Below are 21,033 nucleotides of genomic sequence, written 5' to 3'. Positions count from 1 at the left end.
GATAATAAAGCATGACCCGCTTGACGGCTAGGGCCGTCGGAGACCCTTGCAATGCCCGACCAAGATGTACGCTTGCAACACCTGAAAGTTTGGCTCGATGAGCAACTTCCGATCCTTTTTACTGCACAAGGCTGGGGCCCCGTCCCCCAGGCCACATTGACCGCGGCCAGCAGCGACGCGAGTTTCCGGCGTTATTTCCGCTGGGAAGGCGAGGGCCGCAGCCTGATCGTGATGGATGCGCCGCCACCCCAGGAAAACTGCAAACCCTTCGTGGATATTGCGTTTTTGCTGGCGAAATCCGGAATAAACGTGCCGAAAATTTATGCAGAAGATCTCGAAAGCGGCTTTCTTTTGCTCAATGACTTGGGCAACCAGACCTATCTGGACGTGATCGATGGGGAAAATGCCGACGATTTGTTCCGTGATGCCCTGCAGGCGCTGCTGGCTTTCCAGCAATTGCCGATGGTAGCGCCGTTGCCCAGCTATGACGTTGCATTGCTGCGTCGGGAGCTGGAACTGTTCCCCGAGTGGTACGTCAAGCGCGAGCTGGGCATCGAGTTCGATTCGACACAGCAACGGCTCTGGCAGGAGGCCAGCGACCTGCTGATCGACAGCGCCCTGGCCCAGCCCAAAGTGCTGGTGCATCGCGACTACATGCCGCGCAACCTGATGCTCAGCGAACCGAACCCCGGCGTGCTGGATTTTCAGGATGCGGTCTACGGTCCTGTGACCTACGACGTGACCTGCCTGTTCAAGGACGCCTTCCTCAGTTGGCCCGAGGCGCGCGTGCGTGGCTGGCTGGAGGATTACTGGCGGCAGGCCAGTGCGCTCGGCATCCCCGTCCAGCCGGACATCGAAGACTTCCTGCGGGCCAGCGATCTGATGGGGGTACAGCGCCACCTCAAGGTCATCGGAATCTTCGCGCGCATCTGCCATCGTGATGGCAAGCCGCGTTACCTGGGCGACGTACCGCGCTTCTTCGCTTATATAGAAGCCGTCATTGCTCGTCGTCCTGAACTGGCGCAGTTGCACGCCTTGTTGTCCAGCCTGCCTCGTCCGGCCGGAGCGACGGTATGAAGGCGATGATCCTGGCGGCGGGCAAGGGCGAGCGCATGCGCCCCTTGACCCTGACGACCCCCAAGCCGCTGATTCGCGTCGGCGGCATTCCATTGATCGAATATCACCTGCAGGCGCTGGTCGCGGCCGGCTTCAGCGATATCGTGATCAACCATGCCTGGCTCGGTCAGCAGATCGAGGATCATCTGGGGGACGGTTCGCGATTTGGCGTGCGGATTCGTTATTCGCCAGAAGGGGAGCCGCTGGAGACCGGCGGTGGAATTTTCCGGGCCTTGCCGCTGTTGGGCGATGAGGCGTTCGTGGTGGTCAATGGCGATATCTGGACCGATTACGATTTCAGTGCCTTGCGTGGGCCGCTTGAAGGGCTGGCGCACCTGGTGCTGGTGGATAATCCTGAACATCACCCAGGCGGTGATTTCATCCTGGCCGACGGAAAGGTTCACGAAGGGGAGCCGGCTGCCGACAAACTGACCTATAGCGGCATTGCCGTCCTGCACCCAAGGTTGTTCGAGGGCTGCACGGATGGCGCGTTCAAGCTCGCACCGCTGCTGCGCCGAGCCATGGCAGAGGGGCAAGTCAGTGGCGAGCGCCTGGAAGGGCACTGGGTCGATGTGGGAACCCACGAACGTTTGATGCAAGTCGAAACCTTGATAGAAGCGAGCCGTTGATATGTGGTGGCCAGGGACTCTGATAGGAGCCGGAGCGGGCTTTGCCATAGCCAGCATTCCGGGGGCCATGCTCGGTGCGTTGTTGGGACAGGCGCTGGACCGGCGCCTGAACCTGCACGGCTGGGCACAGGTACGTGAGCGTCTGGGCGGTCGTCCGGCGTTGCGCAACGACGAGCTGTTGTTTGTCTTGTTGGGGCGACTGGCGAAAATCGATGGTCGGGTGGTCGACGGTCACATCCAGCAGGCTCGCCAGGAAATGCGTGCGCTGGACCTGAGCGAGCCGGCACAACGCCGGGCCATTGCGGCATTCAACCGAGGCAAGTCCGGAAACGACCGCTTGCGCGGTTATCTACGCCGTCTCGCCACCCAGCCCCATGCAGCTGAAGGTGTATTGCGGGCCTGTTGGCGGATGGTCTGGGCTGATGGTCGGGCTGGCGCCAGTGAGCGCGAGTTGCTCATCCAGTGGGGCAAGTGGTTGGGCTGGACGCCCCAGCAGGTCCAGGCGCTGGCGATTGATTACGAACCACAGAAGCCGTCGCTGCCCAACAGCGGCGTGACCTATCAGGAAGCGTTGCGTTTGCTGGGGGTGTCAGCCAGCACCGAACCCTCGCAGATCAAGCGGGCCTATCGCCGGCTGCTCAGCCGTCACCATCCGGACAAAATTGCCGGTAGCGGCGCGACGCCCTTGCAGGTGCGCGAGGCCACGGACAAGACTCGGGAGCTGCATAACGCTTATCGGTTGATTCGGGAACGGCGGGATTTTCGCTAGTGTCGTTGAATAAATAGTGGCGAGGCCCTGGGGCGGCTTCGCCGCCCGTGGGGATAAATCCCCTCGCCACGAGCCGGTGCCTGGCGAAAGCACCGGGTAAGCCTCATTCACCGGGAGTCTGTGGGTTCAACCACCCTCGAACCCGTCGAAACAACTGCTCCTGCTGCGCCGCCGCATTGGGCAAGGCCTTGAGAGAAACCTGGCTGAAACTCGACCCCTTCAGGCGTTTGCTCGCCTGAAGACGTTCCAGTGCTGCGTTGCGATCCAGCGGTTTGTCCACGTAGAAGACATCGGCGGTTGCCAGTTTCAAGGTCGGCGTGAGTTCGGCCAGGCCAGGTTTGGCGGTGACCGGGGACTGCGCGGCGACCATCACGAAACGTTCTATTTGCGCAGGCTGTTTTTCACTGAGGTAGCGCGCCGCCCAGTAGGCGCCGGTGCCGTGGCCCAACAGCACGATGCGGCGCGAGCTCTGTTGCTCGGCGTAGGCCAGTGCCGCATCGATGCGGGCGAAAATGCGTTCGGCGTCGGCCTTGACATGTTCTTCATCGGCTTCGGCGACGACCGGGTCGACAGCGTCTGCCTCGCCACCGGCCACCTGCTCGATCGGCGCCGCAGTCGTGGCGTCCGGGGCAGCGGCAGCCATGTCGGCTGGTTTTGTTTGCGGCGGGGTTTCCACTGCGCGCGGTGCGATGACATCGCCTTGTGGGTCTGGCAGCGTGATACTCAGGGTGTTCCATTCGACATCGGGCAGTTTTTTACGCAACGGCCCGATGACTTGAGGCCAGTCAGCGGTTTCACCGGCCCCAGGGATTATGATGACCGCGCCTTTGGGGTCACTGGTGTTGGCCGGTTTCCAGAGAGCCAGGAAGGTATCGCTACCGGTCTGCAGCTGTTGTTGTTCCTGTGGCGGGATTTTTCGTTCCAGCGCGGCCGCTTCTTCCTGGCTACGCTCGAGCAGGGGTTGGCGCTCGAGCGGTTTTGTCTCGGTAGGTTGATCCGTCACGGCAGGCGCCGGTTCGGCAGCCTGTACAGAAAACGCACTCGGCAGGATCAGCGACAGGCACAATGCTGGCAATGCCAGGCGGTGGACAAAGGGCATCGGATATTCCAGGGCCAGAAGTATTTCCGGCAGCCTAATGGGTTGGTCAGTATTTGTCAGTGCATGAGAGTTCAATGATGCGTTTTTGCTGCCTGTGGGTTATCGGCTGTTTATGGCTTCCCTTGATGACGTGGGCGGCGCCCGCGCCTTCAGCCCATGGCGTGCAATGGAGTGCCGAACAACACCAATGGTTGACACAACATCCCCAACTGCGGGTTGGCCTGGTCCTGCAGGCGCCGTATGCGCAGTACGATCGGCGTCTGCAACGCCTGTCCGGCACCAACGTCGAGTTGATGCAGTGGCTGGGCAAGATGTTGAATGTCGAGCTGACTTGGCGCAATTTCCAGGACGTGGCGCAACTGGAGGCCGCGCTGCGCGACGGTGAGGTGGATATCGCCCCGGGCCTGACCCAGACCCCGGGTGGACTCAGGCTCTGGCTGTTTTCCGATCCGTACATGCGCGTGCCGCAGTTGATTGTCGGTGAGCAGAAAAGCGCCGAGGGCGTGGAGCTGGAAAAGCTCGGCGCCCAGGTCCGGGTCGCGGTACGCATGCCCAGCGCCACGGCGGATTACCTGCATGGCACCTATCCGATGCTGAATCTGCAAGGCGTACCGATGGAACGTGAGGCCCTGCAACTGCTGCTCACTCAGCAGGCCCGATACGCGGTGGTCGACGAGGCGCAGTTGGGCAGGCTCATGGTCGAGCCGGAGTTCGCCGAGTTGGCGGTGGTCGGTGACATCGGGCTGCCGCAACTGCTGCGGGTCGCTACGCGTCGGGACTGGCCGGAACTGGCTGAGATCGTCGACAAGGGGCTGCAGGCGATTCCCGCCAGGGAACTGGAGCAACTGCACAGCCGCTGGCTCAAGCCCAAGTATCCGCGCCTGACCGAAACCCCGGGGTTCTGGCAGAACCTGACGTTGTTGATGCTGGCCTTGCTATTGAGCGCCATCGCCATCGTATTCTGGCAGCGTCGCCAGCAACGTGGGCTGGAGCGTCGTCTGCGCTCTGCGCGTGAAGACATCGCTCAGCGTGCCGCCAGCGAAGAAGCGCTGCGTCTCACCCAGTTTTCCATCGATCAAAGTACGGTCGGCATTCTCTGGGTCAACTGGGACAGCCATGTGCGTTATGCCAACCGCGCCGCTGAAACCATGCTTGGCTATGGACCCGGTGCGATCATCGAGCGCCCTTTGATCGATTTCGAGCCGGGCCTGCACATGGATCGCTGGTTGAGCCTGTGGAAGCGCGCCCGGGCCAGCGAGGACGGACCGCAGAGCTTCGAGACCGAGTGCGTGCGGGCCGATGGCAGTATCCTGCCGGCCGATGTTTCCCTGAGCTTCCTGCGTTTCCGTGATGCGGAATACCTGGTGGTCTACCTCAACGACGTGACTGAGCGCCGCCGCGCGCTGGCGGCGTTGCGCGAAAGCGAAGCGCGTCTGCAAGGCATCGCGGCCAACGTGCCGGGCCTGGTCTTTCGCCTGGAACGGGCACCGGTGACCGGGCAGATCGATTTTGCCTACATCAGCGAAGGCAGCGAAAGCCTGGTGGGTTACTCCCCCGCGACCCTGGCTCGCAGCGACACCGGTCTGCGCAGCCTGGTGCATCCGGAGGACAAGGCCGATTATCACCGTACCCAGGACCAGGCGTTGGACAGCGACAGTGACTGGTCGTGGCAGGGGCGCATCCTGACCCGTGAAGGCCGGGAGCGCTGGGCCGAGATCAAGGCAATCACCCGGCGTCTCGAGGATGGCGCCTACGTCTGGGACGGCATTGTCTGGGACATCACCGAAAGCAAGCGTATCGAGCTGGAGCTGGCCAGCTCCCGGGAGCAACTGCGCGAATTGTCGGCGCACCTGGAAAGTGTGCGGGAAGAGGAAAAAGCCCGTATCGCCCGGGAAGTCCACGACGAGTTGGGGCAGATGTTGACGGTGTTGAAGCTGGAGACTTCCATGTGCGAATTGGCCTATGCGCAACTGGACCCCGGCCTGCAGGAGCGACTCAACAGCATGAAGCGTCTGATCGCTCAGCTGTTCCAGTTGGTGCGAGATGTGGCGACGGCGTTGCGACCGCCTATTCTCGATGCCGGTATCGCCTCGGCCATCGAATGGCAGGCCCGACGCTTCGAGGCGCGGACGCAGATCCCGTGTCTGGTGCAGGTGCCCGACAATCTGCCGCCCTTAAGCGATGCCAAGGCGATTGGCCTGTTCCGTATTCTCCAGGAAGCGCTGACCAACGTGATGCGTCATGCCCAAGCGCACACCGTGGAGTTGACGCTGGTTTGCGAAGGCGATGAATTGTGTCTGATCGTGAGTGATGACGGTGTAGGATTTATTGCCGATACAGGTCGGCCGACATCCTTTGGGCTGGTAGGGATGCGCGAACGGGTACTGATCATGGGCGGGCGATTGTCCTTGGAAAGTGAACCGGGGGAGGGGACTACCTTGGCGGTACGGGTGCCGTTGCATGAGGGCTGATGGGTGGGTTGCCTGGGCGGGCCAATCGCGAGCAGGCTCGCTCCCACAGGGCTATGTGGACACTAATGTGGGAGCGAGCCTGCTCGCGATTGGATTCTGAATCTGGAGAAGAACGTGATCCGTGTACTGGTAGCCGAAGACCACACCATCGTCCGTGAAGGCATCAAACAATTGATCGGCCTGGCAAAGGATCTGGTGGTGGCGGGAGAGGCGAGCAACGGCGAGCAGTTGCTCGAAACCCTGCGGCACGTGCCCTGCGAAGTGGTGCTGCTGGATATTTCCATGCCGGGGGTCAATGGCCTGGAGGCGATCCCGCGAATCCGTGCGCTGAACAATCCACCGGCGATCCTGGTGTTGTCGATGCATGACGAGGCGCAGATGGCGGCCCGGGCGCTGAAGGTCGGTGCGGCTGGCTACGCGACCAAGGACAGCGACCCGGCATTGCTGCTCATGGCGATTCGCAAAGTCGCGGCAGGCGGTCGTTACATCGACCCGGACCTGGCCGACCGCATGGTGTTCGAAGTCGGCCTGACCGACGCGCGCCCGTTGCATTCGCTGCTGTCCGAGCGCGAGTTCTCGGTCTTTGAACGTCTTGCCCAAGGTGCCAACGTCAACGACATCGCCCAGCAGTTGGCCCTGAGCAGTAAAACCATCAGCACCCACAAGGCGCGCTTGATGCAGAAGCTCAACATTACTTCGCTGGCGGAACTGGTGAAGTATGCGATGGAGCATAAGTTGCTCTAGGCCCGCCACAGATCCTTTGTGGGAGCGAGCCTGCTCGCGATAGCGGTGGGTCAGCTTGCATCAATGCTGAATGTGCCGCCGTCATCGCGAGCAGGCTCGCTCCCACAGGGCGCTCGAGTTGGCATGTCCATTTGCGACATGCCTCAGAGCACGCAATTTCAGCGTTTATCCCAAAAGCCCCGACGCTTTTATCCAATTCCGCCGTCCTTGTAGGGCGATCCCTACCCCGACTCTTCCATCCGCCTGAGGCGATTCTCTCCTGCGCCCCGATTTGCGTGGGCACGAGGCTCCACTAGGCTTGATTCACAAGCAGTCATCAATACAAAAGGTGCGGGTATGAGCCAGGTCGATTCAAGCGCGGGGACCAGTGATGTGCTGGTCAGCTTTCGTGGTGTGCAAAAGAGCTACGATGGCGAGAACCTGATCGTCAAGGACCTCAACCTGGACATTCGCAAAGGTGAATTCCTGACCTTGCTCGGGCCGTCCGGCTCCGGCAAGACCACCAGCCTGATGATGCTCGCGGGTTTTGAAACCCCAACCGCCGGTGAAATCCAGTTGGCCGGCCGTGCCATCAACCATGTGCCGCCCCACAAGCGCGACATCGGCATGGTGTTCCAGAACTATGCCCTGTTCCCCCACATGACCGTCGCCGAGAACCTGGCGTTCCCATTGACCGTGCGTGGCCTGAACAAGAGCGATGTCAGCGACCGCGTCAAACGGGTACTGAGCATGGTCCAGCTGGACACCTTCGCCCAGCGTTACCCGGCGCAATTGTCCGGCGGCCAGCAGCAGCGTGTCGCCCTGGCCCGGGCGCTGGTGTTCGAGCCACAACTGGTGCTGATGGACGAACCCCTTGGCGCACTGGACAAGCAACTGCGTGAACACATGCAGATGGAAATCAAACACCTGCACCAGCGTCTCGGCGTGACCGTGGTCTATGTGACCCACGACCAGGGCGAAGCCTTGACCATGTCCGACCGCGTGGCGGTGTTCCATCAGGGCGAAATCCAGCAGATCGCCCCGCCGCGCACGCTCTACGAAGAACCCAAAAATACCTTCGTCGCCAACTTCATTGGCGAAAACAACCGTCTCAGCGGCCGCCTGCACAGCCAAACCGGCGATCGCTGCCTGGTGGAGTTGGGCCGTGGCGAAAAGGTCGAGGCGCTGGCGGTCAACGTCGGCAAGCCCGGCGAGCCGGTGACCCTGTCGATCCGTCCGGAGCGGGTGAGCCTCAACGGCGCAAGCGAACAATGTGTCAACCGCTTCTCAGGGAGGGTGGCGGAATTCATCTATCTGGGCGACCACGTCCGGGTTCGCCTGGAAGTCTGCGGCAAGAACGACTTCTTCGTGAAACAGCCGATTGCCGAGCTCGATCCCGAGCTGGCCGTCGGCGACGTGGTTCCGCTTGGCTGGCAGGTTGAGCACGTGCGTGCGCTCGACCCACTTCTAGAGGCGAATTGATCGCCCCCCTGCTGTAATCAACACACCAACCCTGCATGTGGAGAGAACAATAAATGTTGAGATCCCTGAAGTTCACCGCCCTGACCCTGGGCATGATGGGTGCGGCAAGCGCGATGGCGGCGGGCCCGGACCTGACCGTGGTGTCTTTTGGCGGGGCGAACAAGGCGGCTCAGGTCAAAGCCTTTTACGCACCGTGGGAAGCGGCCGGCAACGGCAAGATCGTGGCTGGCGAGTACAACGGCGAAATGGCCAAGGTCAAGGCCATGGTCGACACCAAGAGCGTCTCGTGGGACCTGGTTGAAGTCGAGTCCCCTGAATTGTCCCGTGGTTGCGACGAAGACATGTTCGAGCAACTCGACCCGGCGCTGTTCGGCAAGACCGAAGACTACGTCAAGGGCGCCATCCAGCCTTGCGGCGTAGGCTTCTTCGTATGGTCGACCGTCCTGGCCTACAACGCCGACAAACTGAAAACCGCGCCGACCAGTTGGGCGGATTTCTGGGACACCAAGCAATTCCCGGGTAAGCGTGGCCTGCGTAAGGGCGCCAAGTACACCCTGGAATTCGCCTTGATGGCCGACGGTGTCGCGCCAAAAGACGTCTACAAGGTGTTGGCTGGCAAGGATGGTCAGGATCGCGCGTTCAAGAAGCTCGACGAACTCAAGCCGAACATCCAGTGGTGGGAGGCCGGCGCACAGCCGCCGCAGTACCTGGCCTCCGGTGACGTGGTCATGAGCTCGGCCTACAACGGCCGGATCGCCGCGGTACAGAAAGAAAGCAACCTGAAAGTGGTGTGGAACGGCGGTATCTACGACTTCGACGCCTGGGCCATCCCGCGCGGCCTGGACAAGACCCGCGCCGAAGCGGCGAAGAAATTCATCGCCTACTCGGTGGCGCCACAGCAGCAGAAGACCTACTCGGAAAACATCGCCTACGGCCCGGCCAACACCCAGGCAGTACCGTTGCTGTCCAAGGATGTCTTGAAAGACATGCCGACCACCCCGGAAAACATCGCCAACCAGGTACAGATCGATGTCAGCTTCTGGGCTGACAACGGTGAGCAACTGGAACAGCGCTTCAACTCCTGGGCTGCGAAGTAACCCAACCCGCTGAAGGCTGGATAGGGTCCATGTGGGAGCGAGCCTGCTCGCGATAGCGGTCTGTCAGACACATCGATAATGAATGCGTCGCAGCCATCGCGAGCAGGCTCGCTCCCACAGGACGTCAGTCTCGGGTGTTTCAAAAGAACAGGGGCGGCACACCGTCCCTGTAACGATAAAAAAAGATTTGCGGAGTTCGCCATGGCCATCGCCGTTCCACTGAACGCGGGCACCAGCCCCACCTTGAAGCAGCGGCTCAAGCGCGCCGAGCGGGTCAACCGCTGGAAGGCCCAGGCCTTGATCGCGCCGCTGGTGCTGTTTCTGTTGCTGGTGTTCCTGGTGCCAATCGTGGCGCTGTTGTTCAAAAGCGTCAGCAACCCGGAAGTGGTCGGCACCATGCCGCGTACCGTGGCTGCGATTGCAGCGTGGGATGGGCGCGGTTTACCTGGGGAACCGGTGTACAAGGCCGCCAGTGAAGACCTGGCCGAAGCGCGCAAGAATCAGACTCTGGGCGACTTGTCCAAGCGCCTGAACATGGAATCGGCCGGCTATCGCAGCCTGCTGACCAAGACCGCTCGTGCGTTGCCATTTGCCAGCGAGCCGCCTTCTTATAAAGAAGCACTGGAAAACCTCGATGAGCGTTGGGGCGATCCTGCGTATTGGCAGGTGATCCGCCGCAATACCAGCAACGTCACCCCCTATTACCTGCTGGCGTCCGTCGATCATCGCATCGACGACCTCGGCGAACTGGCCCCGGCCACGCCTGACCAGGCGATCTACCTCGACATTTTTGCCCGTACATTCTGGATGGGCCTGGTCATCACCGCGATCTGCCTGGTACTGGCTTATCCACTGGCCTACCTGTTGGCGAACCTGCCGTCGCGCCAGAGCAACCTGCTGATGATCCTGGTGCTGCTGCCGTTCTGGACTTCGATCCTGGTACGGGTGGCGGCGTGGATCGTACTGTTGCAATCCGGAGGCCTGATCAACAGTGCCCTGCTGGCCATGGGCGTCATCGACAAGCCTCTGGAGTTGGTCTTCAACCGTACCGGTGTCTACATTTCGATGGTCCACATCCTGCTGCCGTTCATGATCCTGCCGATCTACAGCGTGATGAAGGGCATCTCGCCCACCTACATGCGGGCGGCGATTTCCCTGGGCTGTCATCCATTTGCCAGTTTCTGGCGGGTGTACTTCCCGCAGACCTATGCCGGTGTCGGCGCCGGTTGCCTGTTGGTGTTCATCCTCGCTATCGGCTACTACATCACCCCGGCGTTGCTGGGCAGCCCGAACGACCAGATGGTCAGCTACTTCGTCGCGTTCTACACCAACACCAGCATCAACTGGGGCATGGCCACGGCGCTCGGCGGGCTGCTGTTGCTGGCGACCATCGTGCTTTATCTGATTTACAGCTGGCTGGTGGGCGCCAGTCGCCTGCGCCTGAGCTAAGGGGAGATCGAAATGCTGAGTCCTTACATGTCTCCCGTCGAACGGGTGTGGTTCTACTGCTTGCGTACGCTCTGCGGACTGATTCTGTTGTTCCTGATCCTGCCGGTGCTGGTGATCGTGCCACTGTCGTTCAACTCCGGCAGTTTCCTGGTGTATCCGCTGCAGGGCTTTTCGCTGCACTGGTATCAGGACTTCTTCGCCTCGGCCGAGTGGATGCGGGCGTTGAAGAACAGCATCATCGTGGCCCCGGCTGCCACGTTGCTGGCGATGGTCTTCGGTACGCTGGCGGCCATTGGCCTGACCCGTGGCGATTTCCCGGGCAAGGCGCTGGTCATGGCGCTGGTGATTTCACCCATGGTGGTCCCGGTGGTGATCATCGGCGTGGCCAGCTACCTGTTCTTCGCGCCGCTGGGAATGGGCAACAGTTTTATCTCGTTGATCGTAGTCCACGCGGTGCTTGGCGTACCGTTCGTCATCATCACCGTCTCGGCGACCTTGCAGGGCTTCAACCATAACCTGGTGCGAGCCGCCGCCAGCCTGGGCGCTTCGCCATTGACGGCGTTTCGTCGGGTGACCTTGCCGTTGATCGCCCCGGGAGTGATCTCCGGGGCGTTGTTCGCCTTCGCGACTTCATTCGATGAAGTGGTGGTGACCCTGTTCCTCGCCGGCCCCGAGCAGGCCACCCTGCCACGGCAGATGTTCAGCGGCATTCGCGAAAACCTCAGTCCTACCATCGCGGCAGCGGCGACGCTGTTGATCGCCTTCTCGGTGATCCTGCTGCTGACCCTGGAGTGGTTGCGTGGGCGTAGTGAGAAACTGCGTACCACCCAAGCCTGAGTACTCTGTGGGAGCGAGCCTGCTCGCGATAGCGGACTGACATTCAGCCTCTATGTTGAATGTCCCACCGCTATCGCGAGCAGGCTCGCTCCCACAAGGACTTGCGGCGTATTCACGATCCGCAATACCGAGCTATCCTTGTGCCAGCCCATATTCGAACAAGAGGCCGTGCACATGAGTCTTTCCTCATTCAAGATCGCCCACAAACTGATCACCGGTGCTGCTGCCATTGAGCAACTGGCGGCCGAGCTGACACGGCTGGATGTGGATAACCCGCTGATCGTCACCGACGCCGCGCTGGTCCGGTCCGGCACCGTGGACCTGGCCCTGCAGCACTTGGGCGGGCGCGACTACGAGATTTTCGACCGGGTCATGCCGGACCCGGAGATCGCCATCGTCGAAGATTGCATGCAGGCCTACCGCGACGGTGGCCATGATGGCCTGATCGGCCTCGGCGGTGGCAGTGCCATCGACATCGCCAAGTGCGTGGGCGTCTACGCCGGTTATCACGGCGAGCTGCAGGACATGTTCGGTGTCGACCAGGTCCCCCGCAAGGGCCCGCCGATGATTGCCATTCCCACCACGGCGGGGACCGGCTCGGAGGTCACCAACGTGGCGATCCTTTCCGACAAGGCTGCACAATTGAAGAAGGGCATTGTCAGCGATTATCTGTTGCCGGACGTGGCGCTGGTCAGCCCGCAGATGACCCTGACCTGTCCTCCCGGCGTGACCGCGGCCAGTGGTGTCGATGCGCTGGCTCATGCTGTCGAGTCCTACCTTTCGCTCAATGCCTCGCCGATCACCGATGCCCTGGCCATCGGTGCGATCAAACTGATCAGCCGCGCGTTGCCCAAGGCCTTTGCCAACCCGGCTCACCTGCAGGCCCGCGAGGATATGGCAACCGCCAGCCTGATGGCCGGCATGGCGTTCGGCAATGCCGGGGTCGGCGCGGTGCATGCGCTGGCTTATCCATTGGGCGGGCGCTTTCACGTGTCCCATGGCGTCGCCAACGCCTTGCTGCTGCCCTATGTCATGCAGTGGAACAAAATGGCCTGCGTGGAGCGCATGCGGGATATTGCCGAAGCGATGGGCATAAAGACCGGCCACTTGAGTGATCTTGAAGCCGCCGACGAAGCGGTGGAGGCCATGGCCGCGTTGTGTAGCGCCGTAGAGATCCCCAAGGGCTTGAGCGGCCTGGGTGTCACCGAGGACGTGATTCCGTCCATGGCCGTGGAGGCGGCGGGGATCGAGCGGTTGATGCGTAACAATCCACGCAAGCTGAGCGTCGCTGATATCGAGAAGATCTACCGCGCAGCGTATTGATCGTCGGCCACGGTGGGCGCGCCAAACCTTGAGGTATACAATGCGCGCCATCGCGATTTCGCTCAAAACAGGTGCGTCATGCAGCCCTTCGCCATTGCTCCGTCGATTCTCTCCGCCGACTTCGCCCGCCTGGGCGAAGAAGTGGACAACGTCCTGGCCGCCGGGGCCGACATCGTGCACTTCGATGTCATGGACAACCACTACGTCCCCAACCTGACCATCGGCCCGATGGTCTGCGCGGCACTGCGCAAGTACGGCATCACCGCGCCGATCGACGCGCACCTGATGGTCAGCCCGGTGGACCGTATCGTCGGCGACTTCATCGAAGCCGGTGCCACCTACATCACGTTCCACCCCGAAGCCACGCTGCACGTCGATCGCTCCTTGCAGTTGATCCGTGAGGGCGGCTGCAAGGCTGGCCTGGTGTTCAACCCCGCGACACCGCTGGACGTACTCAAGTACGTGATGGACAAGGTCGATATGATCCTGTTGATGAGCGTCAACCCTGGTTTCGGCGGTCAGAAGTTCATCCCGGCGACCCTCGACAAGCTGCGCGAGGCCCGTGCGCTGATCGATGCCTCGGGACGTGACATTCGCCTGGAAATCGACGGCGGCGTGAACGTGGGCAATATCCGCGAGATCGCCGCGGCCGGCGCCGACACCTTCGTTGCAGGTTCGGCGATCTTCAACGCGCCGGACTACAAGGAAGTCATCGAAAAAATGCGCGCCGAACTGGCTCTGGCCCGTCCATGAGCGGTTTCGAGCAGCTGTTCCCCGGCAGCCTGCCGCGTCTGGTGATGTTCGACCTCGATGGCACACTGGTCGATTCGGTCCCGGATCTCGCGGCAGCGGTGGACGACATGCTGCTCAAGCTCGGACGCCCGCCTGCCGGCCTCGAGGCGGTGCGCCATTGGGTTGGCAACGGTGCGCCCATGCTGGTGCGCCGGGCCCTGGCCAATCACATCGACGCCCAGGGAGTCGATGACGCCGAGGCCGAGCGAGCGTTGGAGTTGTTCAACGAAGCCTATGAAGGCAATCACCCGCTGACGGTGGTCTACCCCGGTGTGCGCTCGACCCTCAAGTGGCTGCACAAGCAAGGCGTGGAAATGGCGTTGATCACCAACAAGCCGGAACGCTTTGTCGCGCCGTTGCTGGACCAGATGAAAATCGGCCGCTACTTCCGCTGGATCATCGGCGGCGACACCTTGCCGCAGAAGAAGCCCGACCCGGCGGCGCTGTTCTTCGTCATGAAAATGGCCAACATCCCGGCCTCCCAATCATTATTTGTCGGCGACTCGCGCAGCGATGTGCTGGCGGCGAAAGCGGCGGGGGTCAAGTGCGTGGCGCTGAGTTATGGCTACAACCACGGCCGGCCGATCGCTGAAGAGTTTCCCTCGCTGGTGATCGACGACCTGCGCCTGTTAATTCCCGGTTGCCTGGACCCGGCCGCTGAGATAACGTTGCCCGATGCTGTTCAATCCTCTTCTGGAAACGCCATCGTGGTGGTCACTCGCAAACTCTGGATGAAAGTCATGAAGGCCCTGGCCCGCTGGCGTTGGCGCGCCTGACTTGATCCTGGCCGGTTATCCGGCGCGTTTGCATACCTGACTGTCAGCTCCTCTTGCCACGAGGCACCCTCATGATCCGCGAAGAATTCCTGCGCCTGGCCGCTGCCGGCTACAACCGTATCCCGCTCGCCTGCGAAACCCTGGCCGACTTCGACACACCGCTGTCGATCTACCTCAAGCTGGCCGACCAGCCCAATTCCTACCTGCTCGAATCGGTGCAGGGCGGCGAAAAATGGGGCCGTTACTCCATCATCGGCCTGCCGTGCCGTACGGTGCTGCGGGTCCATGACCATCGCATCAGCGTGACCCATGACGGCGTCGAGATCGAAAGCCACGAGGTCGAAGACCCGCTGGCCTTCGTCGAAACCTTCAAGGCCCGCTACAACGTGCCGACCATCCCCGGTCTGCCACGGTTCAACGGTGGCCTGGTGGGGTATTTCGGCTACGACTGCGTGCGCTATGTGGAAAAACGCCTGGGCACTTGCCCGAACCCGGACCCCCTGGGCGTGCCGGACATCCTGCTGATGGTTTCCGATGCGGTGGTGGTCTTCGACAACCTCGCTGGCAAGATGCACGCGATTGTCCTGGCGGATCCTTCCCAGGACGATGCTTACGAGCAAGGTCAGAAAAGCCTGCAGGACCTGTTGGAAAAGCTTCGTCAGCCGATCACCCCGCGTCCGGGGCTGGATTTCAGCAAGCAGGCGGCGGCCGATCCAGTGTTCCGTTCCAGCTTTACCCAGGCCGATTACGAAAGGGCCGTCGATACCATCAAGGAATACATCCTGGCGGGCGACTGCATGCAGGTGGTGCCGTCGCAACGGATGTCCATCGACTTCAAGGCCGCGCCCATCGATCTGTACCGGGCATTGCGCTGCTTCAACCCGACGCCTTACATGTACTTCTTCAATTTCGGTGATTTCCACGTCGTGGGCAGTTCGCCGGAAGTGCTGGTGCGAGTCGAGGACAACCTGATCACCGTGCGACCGATTGCCGGCACCCGCCCTCGTGGCGCGACGGAGGAGGCGGATCGGGCGCTGGAAGAGGACCTGTTGTCGGATGCCAAGGAAATCGCCGAGCACCTGATGCTGATCGACCTGGGCCGCAACGATACCGGGCGGGTTTCGGAGGTCGGCTCGGTGAAGCTCACCGAGAAGATGGTCATCGAACGTTATTCCAACGTGATGCACATCGTGTCGAACGTCACCGGCCAGTTGAAGGCCGGGTTGACGGCCATGGACGCCTTGCGGGCGATCCTGCCGGCGGGGACCTTGTCCGGTGCGCCAAAAATCCGCGCGATGGAAATCATCGATGAACTGGAACCGGTCAAGCGTGGTGTATACGGTGGTGCCGTGGGTTATTTCGCCTGGAACGGCAACATGGACACCGCCATTGCCATCCGGACGGCCGTGATCAAGAACGGCGAACTCCATGTGCAGGCCGGTGGCGGCATCGTTGCCGATTCGGTACCAGTGCTGGAATGGGAAGAAACCCTGAACAAGCGCCGGGCAATGTTCCGTGCCGTGGCGCTGGCCGAGCAGACTCCGAGCGACTGAGTTCACCTGCATCTGTGAGCCACAATCACTGTGGGAGCGAGCCTGCTCGCGATTGACGGCGGCACTTCAAGAGCAATGTGTCTGATGTGTCGCCATCGCGAGCAGGCTCGCTCCCACAGGGGGCCTCGATCAAAAGTCCAGACTGACCCCGACATTCACCCCTTGCTGGGTGAAATCATCATCCTTGCGCAATGTATAACCGCCCCGCAGTGCCAGATCGTTGGTCAGCTTATGGCTGATCCCCAGACTCAGGCGACTCAGGTGGCTCTGTGGCGTATAGCCTTCAAGCGTGAAGTCGTTGGCCGGCAGGCTGTTGAGGGCAATGTTCACCTTCTGCGTATCATCTTCATACTCACGTTCGTGGGCGTATTCGCCAAACACCTGGGTCTGGCGGGTGAAGTTGTATTTGCCCTGTAAGCCAATGCCCAGGCGTTTCGAGTCACGGGTCTGATCATCGAATGTCAGGGCCGTGGAACGGTTGCTCTTCTCGGAATAACCGTCGACTTCTACCTTCGCATAATCGGCACTGATGAACGGTGACAGGTGCCATTCACTGCCGGGCCGGGCAATGTCGTAGCCCACGCGACTGCTGAACGCCCAGAGACGACCGTCGGTATCGCCTTTTTCCTGTGCCTGGCTGGCGCCCAGGTCGAACTTGCGTTCCAGGTTGTCGTAGTCGAGCTTGCCGCCGGTCAGCGCAGCATCGGCCCACCAGCGATTCTGCTGGAACTGGGCAAAGGCGGTGGCCAGGTAGCTGTTGAGCGTGTAGTCCGAGTCGTTATGACCTGCTTCCATGTCCTGGCGATAGAAACCGGCGGCCACCCCGACGCGCCAGGCTTCGCTGAGGCGGTAACTGCCTCCGATATTCAGGCTCTGGCCACTGCCATCGGCGCTGGCGCTGTTGCTCTGGCTGTCCAGGTCCAGATGCTGGCCGCCGCCCGCGACGATCGCTCGCCACTGACCAACCGCTTGCCAGCTGTCCCAGTCCGATTGCCATTGGTTGCGTAGCTCGTCCTGGTGGGCACGGAGCGTCGAATGGGCCATTTCAGGCAGCAATGTCAGCTCCCAGGGTGCCGAGAGCAGGGAGTAGGCATAGTCGGCGATCAGCTTCTGTCCGGCTTCGGTGGGGTGGACCGAATCGTTGTAGACCAGTTTGCTCGGATCAGGTGTGGCGCTGTGGATGCCATAAGTCGGGTTTTCCGTGCAGCCATTACCGCTGAAACAAGTAGCGACGAGGTTCGTACCACTGGCAAAGCCGAATCGTGCGGGGGCGGCGAAGCTTTCCTGCAGCAACAGTGGAACATTCAGTGGAATGACTTCGGCGTCGATACCTTGCAGTCGGGTGATCAACTGCTGGTTGAACTGGTTGCTGAGTTGCGAGACAGCACTCTGCAAAGGGGTGCCATTCAAGGCTGGTGTCAGGCCGAGGTCGGGCAGCAGCCAGACCACTGCGTATCGGGCGCCCGCCGTTTGCAGGGTCTGGACACTGTCGGCCAGGCGGTTCGCGGCGGCGCGCGCCTGCACAGGGCTTAACACCAGGCCTTGGAGAAAATCGTTACCGCCTCCGGAAATGTAATACAGCGCATTCGGGTCGGCGCGCCGTCCGTTGGCCAGGTAGCCGGCACGACTACGTTCGCCGGTATCGGAAACGGTGGTGATCGAGTCGAGAATCTGGTCGGTGCGATAGCCACCCACGGCCCAGTTGTTGCCATCCGCCAGGCCCGTGCTGGCACGGGCCGCCGAGGTCGAGGCGGCGGTTTCATCGGCGGAGTAGCCCAACCGTCCACCGAGCAGTTGGGTGGCGTTGGCGGAATAGACCTCGCCGCTGCCATCCAGGTAGACCGGGCCGGTACGGTTGGTAAAGCGTCGGGTTGCCCCGGCCGGTCCGTCGGGGTCGGTGAGCTGGCCGGCGTCGTTGAGGCTGTCGCCGAAGACGATGAAGCTGGAGTAGGGGGCTGCGCTTGCGTGGGTACCGGCCATCATCAGCAGGCAAGCGATGACGGGAATGAACAACGTTTGTCTGATCATGGGCAAAGTCCGTTTTGTCTTGTCGTTGTTGGAATAACGACAGCGCCAGACTGTTTGCGTTCGGCCATCCATCCGGAACGTTGCGATTGTTTGCAAGCCCGTCGGGTCGCTCATATTGCGCGCTCCGCCTAGCTAAGCTACTGTGCCCGGACGTATGAACGAGACTTCCCCCGTGTCGATTGTCAGCAAACTTCTGGATCAAATGATCAAGGCTCACGCCCGTTGGCGTTGGCGCGCCTGACCGTTCTCTGCCGGCTTTGCCGGACCTGTACCGATTTGCCTTTTTTACCCGCTTGAAAGCCGTTTCGCTGGCGCACGATTTGCCCGGCCAAGCGCAGTACCGTGCGGGTTCTCTTCGAAGGCTGTATTTAAAGTCAGTGAATTCAATAGGTTGCTTACGCCATGTTGCTGATGATCGATAATTACGACTCCTTTACCTACAACGTTGTGCAGTACCTCGGCGAGCTGGGCTCCGAAGTGAAGGTGGTGCGCAACGACGAATTGACCATTGCCGAGATCGAAGCCCTCAAGCCCGAGCGCATTGTGGTTTCACCAGGCCCGTGCACGCCGACCGAAGCGGGCGTCTCCATCGAAGCCATCAAGTATTTCGCCGGCAAACTGCCCATCCTGGGGGTCTGCCTGGGCCATCAGTCGATCGGACAGGCCTTTGGCGGCGATGTGGTGCGGGCCCGGCAGGTCATGCACGGCAAGACCAGTCCGGTATTTCATGAAGACAAGGGCGTGTTCGAAGGCCTGAACCGTCCGCTCACCGTCACTCGCTATCACTCCCTGATCGTCAAGCGCGAAACCCTGCCCGACTGCCTGGAGCTGACCGCATGGACCCAGTTGGAAGACGGATCGGTGGATGAAATCATGGGATTGCGCCACAAGACGTTGAACATCGAGGGTGTGCAGTTCCACCCCGAGTCCATCCTTACCGAACAGGGCCACGAGCTGTTCGCCAATTTCCTCAAACAAACCGGCGGCACGCGCTAAGGACTTTCCATGGATATCAAGACAGCCCTGGGTCGTATCGTTGGTCATCTCGACCTGAGCACCGACGAGATGCGCGATGTGATGCGCGAGATCATGACCGGACAGTGCACGGATGCGCAGATTGGCGCATTCATGATGGCCATGCGCATGAAGAGTGAAAGCATCGACGAAATCGTCGGCGCAGTCTCGGTGATGCGCGAGCTGGCGGACAAGGTCGAACTCAAGACCCTGGACGGCGTGGTGGATGTGGTGGGCACTGGCGGTGATGGTGCCAATATCTTCAACGTGTCCACTGCCTCGGCCTTCGTCGTCGCGGCCGCCGGTTGCACCGTCGCCAAGCATGGCAATCGGGCGGTTTCAGGCAAGAGCGGCAGTGCCGACTTGCTGGAAGCGGCCGGCATCTACCTGAACCTGACGCCGGTCCAGGTGGCGCGCTGCATCGATAACGTGGGCATCGGCTTCATGTTTGCCCAGACCCATCACAGTGCCATGAAACATGCCGCGGCCCCGCGTCGTGACCTGGGCCTGCGTACCTTGTTCAACATGCTTGGCCCGCTTACGAATCCGGCCGGCGTGAAACATCAGGTGGTGGGCGTGTTCAGCCAGGCGTTGTGCCGGCCGTTGGCGGAAGTCCTGCAGCGCCTGGGTAGCAAGCACGTTTTGGTGGTTCATTCGAAAGACGGACTGGACGAGTTCAGCCTGGCGGCACCGACGTTCGTGGCTGAACTAAAAAATGACCAGATCAGCGAATACTGGGTCGAACCTGAAGACCTGGGTATGAAGAGCCAGAGTCTGCACGGCCTGGCGGTGGATGGACCGGCCCAGTCGCTGGAGCTGATCCGTGATGCCCTGGGGCGTCGCAAGACCGAGAATGGCCAGAAGGCCGCAGAAATGATCGTGCTCAACGCCGGCGCTGCGTTGTACGCCGCCGACCACGCCAGCAGCCTCAAACAAGGCGTGGAACTGGCCCATGATGCATTGCATACCGGCCTGGCTCGGGAAAAGCTGGAAGAACTGGGTGCCTTTACAGCCGTATTCAAAGTGGAGAACGAAGGATGAGCGTGCCAACGGTTCTGGAAAAAATTCTGGCCCGCAAGGCTGAGGAAGTAGCCGAGCGCAGGGCTCGGGTCAGTCTGGCCGAGTTGGAAAGCCTGGCGCGTGCAGCGGATGCTCCCCGTGGCTTTGCCAACGCACTGATCAATCAGGCGAAGAAAAAACATCCAGCCGTGATTGCCGAAATCAAGAAGGCTTCTCCCAGCAAGGGTGTGATCCGTGAGCACTTCGTGCCGGCTGATATTGCCCGGAGCTACGAGAAGGGCGGTGCGACTTGCCTCTCGGTGCTCACCGATATCGATTTTTTCCAAGGGCACGACGACTACCTGAAGCAGGCGCGTGCGGCGTGCAAGCTGCCGGTGATCCGCAAGGATTTCATGGTCGATCCCTATCAGATCGTGGAAGCCCGAGCATTGGGGGCCGACTGCGTGCTGTTGATCGTCTCCGCGCTGGACGACGTGAAAATGGCCGAACTGGCCTCCGTCGCCAAGGATGTAGGGCTGGATGTGCTGGTCGAAGTGCATGATGGCGACGAGCTGGAACGGGCCCTGAAAACCCTCGATACCAAGCTGGTCGGTGTGAACAACCGCAACCTGCACACCTTTGAAGTCAGCCTGGAAACCACCTTGGACCTGTTGCCGCGTATCCCCCGTGATCGCCTGGTCATCACCGAAAGTGGCATCCTCAATCGGGCCGATGTCGAACTGATGGAAGTCAGCGACGTGTACTCGTTCCTGGTGGGCGAAGCGTTCATGCGGGCTGAAAGTCCGGGGACTGAGTTGCAACGCTTGTTCTTCCCCGAGCGTGGCACTCCGGTGACGGGTTCGGCGCTGGATTGAT

The 21,033-nt window shown here is 61.2% G+C and carries 18 protein-coding genes; 16 read left to right on the top strand and 2 right to left on the bottom strand.

Features of this window, described 5'->3' with window-relative positions:
* Positions 1-51: 51 nt before the first annotated feature.
* From PCOSP_RS26485 to PCOSP_RS26475, 3 genes are read left to right on the top strand one after another with little or no spacing between them, the layout of a single operon-like run.
* Positions 52-1,077, top strand: a complete 1,026-nt coding sequence (locus PCOSP_RS26485; RefSeq protein WP_139640589.1) for an aminoglycoside phosphotransferase family protein — start codon at positions 52-54, stop codon at positions 1,075-1,077.
* The gene (gene murU, locus PCOSP_RS26480; RefSeq protein WP_139640587.1) at positions 1,074-1,745 is read left to right on the top strand and encodes an N-acetylmuramate alpha-1-phosphate uridylyltransferase MurU; all 672 of its coding nucleotides are present in this window, start codon (positions 1,074-1,076) and stop codon (positions 1,743-1,745) included. Before PCOSP_RS26485 ends, murU begins: the two co-directional genes overlap by 4 nt.
* A gap of 1 nt (position 1,746) precedes the next feature.
* The gene (locus PCOSP_RS26475) at positions 1,747-2,514 is read left to right on the top strand and encodes a TerB family tellurite resistance protein (RefSeq protein ID WP_464709828.1); all 768 of its coding nucleotides are present in this window, start codon (positions 1,747-1,749) and stop codon (positions 2,512-2,514) included.
* Positions 2,515-2,617: 103 nt separating this feature from the next.
* On the opposite strand, the gene PCOSP_RS26470 is transcribed toward PCOSP_RS26475, so the two are convergent.
* Complete coding sequence (locus tag PCOSP_RS26470; protein ID WP_139640583.1) at positions 2,618-3,613, bottom strand: alpha/beta hydrolase family protein; 996 nt, start codon at positions 3,611-3,613, stop codon at positions 2,618-2,620.
* Positions 3,614-3,687: 74 nt separating this feature from the next.
* On the opposite strand from PCOSP_RS26470, the gene PCOSP_RS26465 reads away from it, so the two are divergent.
* The 10 genes from PCOSP_RS26465 (at position 3,688) to trpE (ending at position 16,116) form a co-directional block, all read left to right on the top strand.
* A complete protein-coding gene (locus PCOSP_RS26465) occupies positions 3,688-6,084 on the top strand; it encodes a PAS domain-containing sensor histidine kinase (protein ID WP_175362417.1) in 2,397 nt (798 codons plus the stop codon).
* A 114-nt stretch (positions 6,085-6,198) separates the two neighbouring features.
* Positions 6,199-6,828, top strand: a complete 630-nt coding sequence (locus PCOSP_RS26460) for a response regulator (RefSeq protein ID WP_041023954.1) — start codon at positions 6,199-6,201, stop codon at positions 6,826-6,828.
* 336 nt (positions 6,829-7,164) lie between these two features.
* Positions 7,165-8,289 carry an ABC transporter ATP-binding protein gene (locus PCOSP_RS26455; protein WP_139640577.1) on the top strand — a complete coding sequence of 375 codons (1,125 nt, stop codon included), beginning with the start codon at positions 7,165-7,167 and terminating at the stop codon, positions 8,287-8,289.
* Between the two features lie 53 nt (positions 8,290-8,342).
* Entirely contained in the window at positions 8,343-9,386 is a 1,044-nt protein-coding gene (locus PCOSP_RS26450; protein WP_047702277.1) for an ABC transporter substrate-binding protein, read from the top strand.
* A gap of 201 nt (positions 9,387-9,587) precedes the next feature.
* Positions 9,588-10,835, top strand: a complete 1,248-nt coding sequence (locus PCOSP_RS26445; protein ID WP_175362418.1) for an ABC transporter permease — start codon at positions 9,588-9,590, stop codon at positions 10,833-10,835.
* 12 nt (positions 10,836-10,847) lie between these two features.
* Positions 10,848-11,672 (top strand): ABC transporter permease, encoded by an 825-nt coding sequence (locus PCOSP_RS26440; protein ID WP_041023958.1) that lies wholly within the window; start codon positions 10,848-10,850, stop codon positions 11,670-11,672.
* Positions 11,673-11,846: 174 nt separating this feature from the next.
* Entirely contained in the window at positions 11,847-12,995 is a 1,149-nt protein-coding gene (locus tag PCOSP_RS26435; protein ID WP_175362419.1) for an iron-containing alcohol dehydrogenase, read from the top strand.
* A 78-nt stretch (positions 12,996-13,073) separates the two neighbouring features.
* The gene (gene rpe / locus PCOSP_RS26430; RefSeq protein ID WP_047702273.1) at positions 13,074-13,748 is read left to right on the top strand and encodes a ribulose-phosphate 3-epimerase; all 675 of its coding nucleotides are present in this window, start codon (positions 13,074-13,076) and stop codon (positions 13,746-13,748) included.
* Positions 13,745-14,563, top strand: coding sequence for a phosphoglycolate phosphatase (locus PCOSP_RS26425; protein WP_139640570.1), 819 nt, complete (start codon positions 13,745-13,747; stop codon positions 14,561-14,563). The genes rpe and PCOSP_RS26425 overlap by 4 nt, the downstream gene beginning before the upstream one ends.
* Before the next feature lie 71 nt (positions 14,564-14,634).
* A complete protein-coding gene (trpE, locus tag PCOSP_RS26420; protein ID WP_139640568.1) occupies positions 14,635-16,116 on the top strand; it encodes an anthranilate synthase component I in 1,482 nt (493 codons plus the stop codon).
* A gap of 129 nt (positions 16,117-16,245) precedes the next feature.
* Here trpE and estP read toward each other — a convergent pair whose 3' ends face one another.
* Positions 16,246-18,144, bottom strand: a complete 1,899-nt coding sequence (gene estP / locus PCOSP_RS26415; protein WP_464709826.1) for an esterase EstP — start codon at positions 18,142-18,144, stop codon at positions 16,246-16,248.
* A 402-nt stretch (positions 18,145-18,546) separates the two neighbouring features.
* On the opposite strand from estP, the gene PCOSP_RS26410 reads away from it, so the two are divergent.
* The 3 genes from PCOSP_RS26410 to trpC are packed head-to-tail and all read left to right on the top strand — an operon-like array spanning position 18,547 to position 21,032.
* Complete coding sequence (locus tag PCOSP_RS26410; protein WP_019693903.1) at positions 18,547-19,140, top strand: aminodeoxychorismate/anthranilate synthase component II; 594 nt, start codon at positions 18,547-18,549, stop codon at positions 19,138-19,140.
* A 9-nt stretch (positions 19,141-19,149) separates the two neighbouring features.
* Positions 19,150-20,199, top strand: coding sequence for an anthranilate phosphoribosyltransferase (gene trpD, locus PCOSP_RS26405; protein WP_047702270.1), 1,050 nt, complete (start codon positions 19,150-19,152; stop codon positions 20,197-20,199).
* Complete coding sequence (gene trpC / locus PCOSP_RS26400) at positions 20,196-21,032, top strand: indole-3-glycerol phosphate synthase TrpC (protein WP_139640565.1); 837 nt, start codon at positions 20,196-20,198, stop codon at positions 21,030-21,032. The genes trpD and trpC overlap by 4 nt, the downstream gene beginning before the upstream one ends.
* The last annotated feature ends 1 nt before the right edge of the window (position 21,033 follow it).

Source organism: Pseudomonas sp. MAFF 730105, assembly GCF_055380705.1.
Note: the sequence above shows the minus strand (reverse complement) of the source record. Positions and strands in the feature narration are given on the sequence as shown.

What these genes read in the sequence shown, in the direction of transcription:
- rpe (WP_047702273.1), top strand. Translation starts at nt 13,074, where the DNA reads ATGCAGCCCTTCGCCATTGCTCCGTCGATTCTCTCCGCCGACTTCGCC.
- trpE (WP_139640568.1), top strand. Translation starts at nt 14,635, where the DNA reads ATGATCCGCGAAGAATTCCTGCGCCTGGCCGCTGCCGGCTACAACCGT.
- PCOSP_RS26425 (WP_139640570.1), top strand. Translation starts at nt 13,745, where the DNA reads ATGAGCGGTTTCGAGCAGCTGTTCCCCGGCAGCCTGCCGCGTCTGGTG.
- murU (WP_139640587.1), top strand. Translation starts at nt 1,074, where the DNA reads ATGAAGGCGATGATCCTGGCGGCGGGCAAGGGCGAGCGCATGCGCCCC.
- PCOSP_RS26470 (WP_139640583.1), bottom strand. Translation starts at nt 3,613, where the DNA reads ATGCCCTTTGTCCACCGCCTGGCATTGCCAGCATTGTGCCTGTCGCTG.
- PCOSP_RS26435 (WP_175362419.1), top strand. Translation starts at nt 11,847, where the DNA reads ATGAGTCTTTCCTCATTCAAGATCGCCCACAAACTGATCACCGGTGCT.
- PCOSP_RS26445 (WP_175362418.1), top strand. Translation starts at nt 9,588, where the DNA reads ATGGCCATCGCCGTTCCACTGAACGCGGGCACCAGCCCCACCTTGAAG.
- PCOSP_RS26485 (WP_139640589.1), top strand. Translation starts at nt 52, where the DNA reads ATGCCCGACCAAGATGTACGCTTGCAACACCTGAAAGTTTGGCTCGAT.
- PCOSP_RS26440 (WP_041023958.1), top strand. Translation starts at nt 10,848, where the DNA reads ATGCTGAGTCCTTACATGTCTCCCGTCGAACGGGTGTGGTTCTACTGC.
- trpD (WP_047702270.1), top strand. Translation starts at nt 19,150, where the DNA reads ATGGATATCAAGACAGCCCTGGGTCGTATCGTTGGTCATCTCGACCTG.
- PCOSP_RS26475 (WP_464709828.1), top strand. Translation starts at nt 1,747, where the DNA reads ATGTGGTGGCCAGGGACTCTGATAGGAGCCGGAGCGGGCTTTGCCATA.
- PCOSP_RS26455 (WP_139640577.1), top strand. Translation starts at nt 7,165, where the DNA reads ATGAGCCAGGTCGATTCAAGCGCGGGGACCAGTGATGTGCTGGTCAGC.
- PCOSP_RS26410 (WP_019693903.1), top strand. Translation starts at nt 18,547, where the DNA reads ATGTTGCTGATGATCGATAATTACGACTCCTTTACCTACAACGTTGTG.
- PCOSP_RS26465 (WP_175362417.1), top strand. Translation starts at nt 3,688, where the DNA reads ATGATGCGTTTTTGCTGCCTGTGGGTTATCGGCTGTTTATGGCTTCCC.
- PCOSP_RS26450 (WP_047702277.1), top strand. Translation starts at nt 8,343, where the DNA reads ATGTTGAGATCCCTGAAGTTCACCGCCCTGACCCTGGGCATGATGGGT.
- trpC (WP_139640565.1), top strand. Translation starts at nt 20,196, where the DNA reads ATGAGCGTGCCAACGGTTCTGGAAAAAATTCTGGCCCGCAAGGCTGAG.
- estP (WP_464709826.1), bottom strand. Translation starts at nt 18,144, where the DNA reads ATGATCAGACAAACGTTGTTCATTCCCGTCATCGCTTGCCTGCTGATG.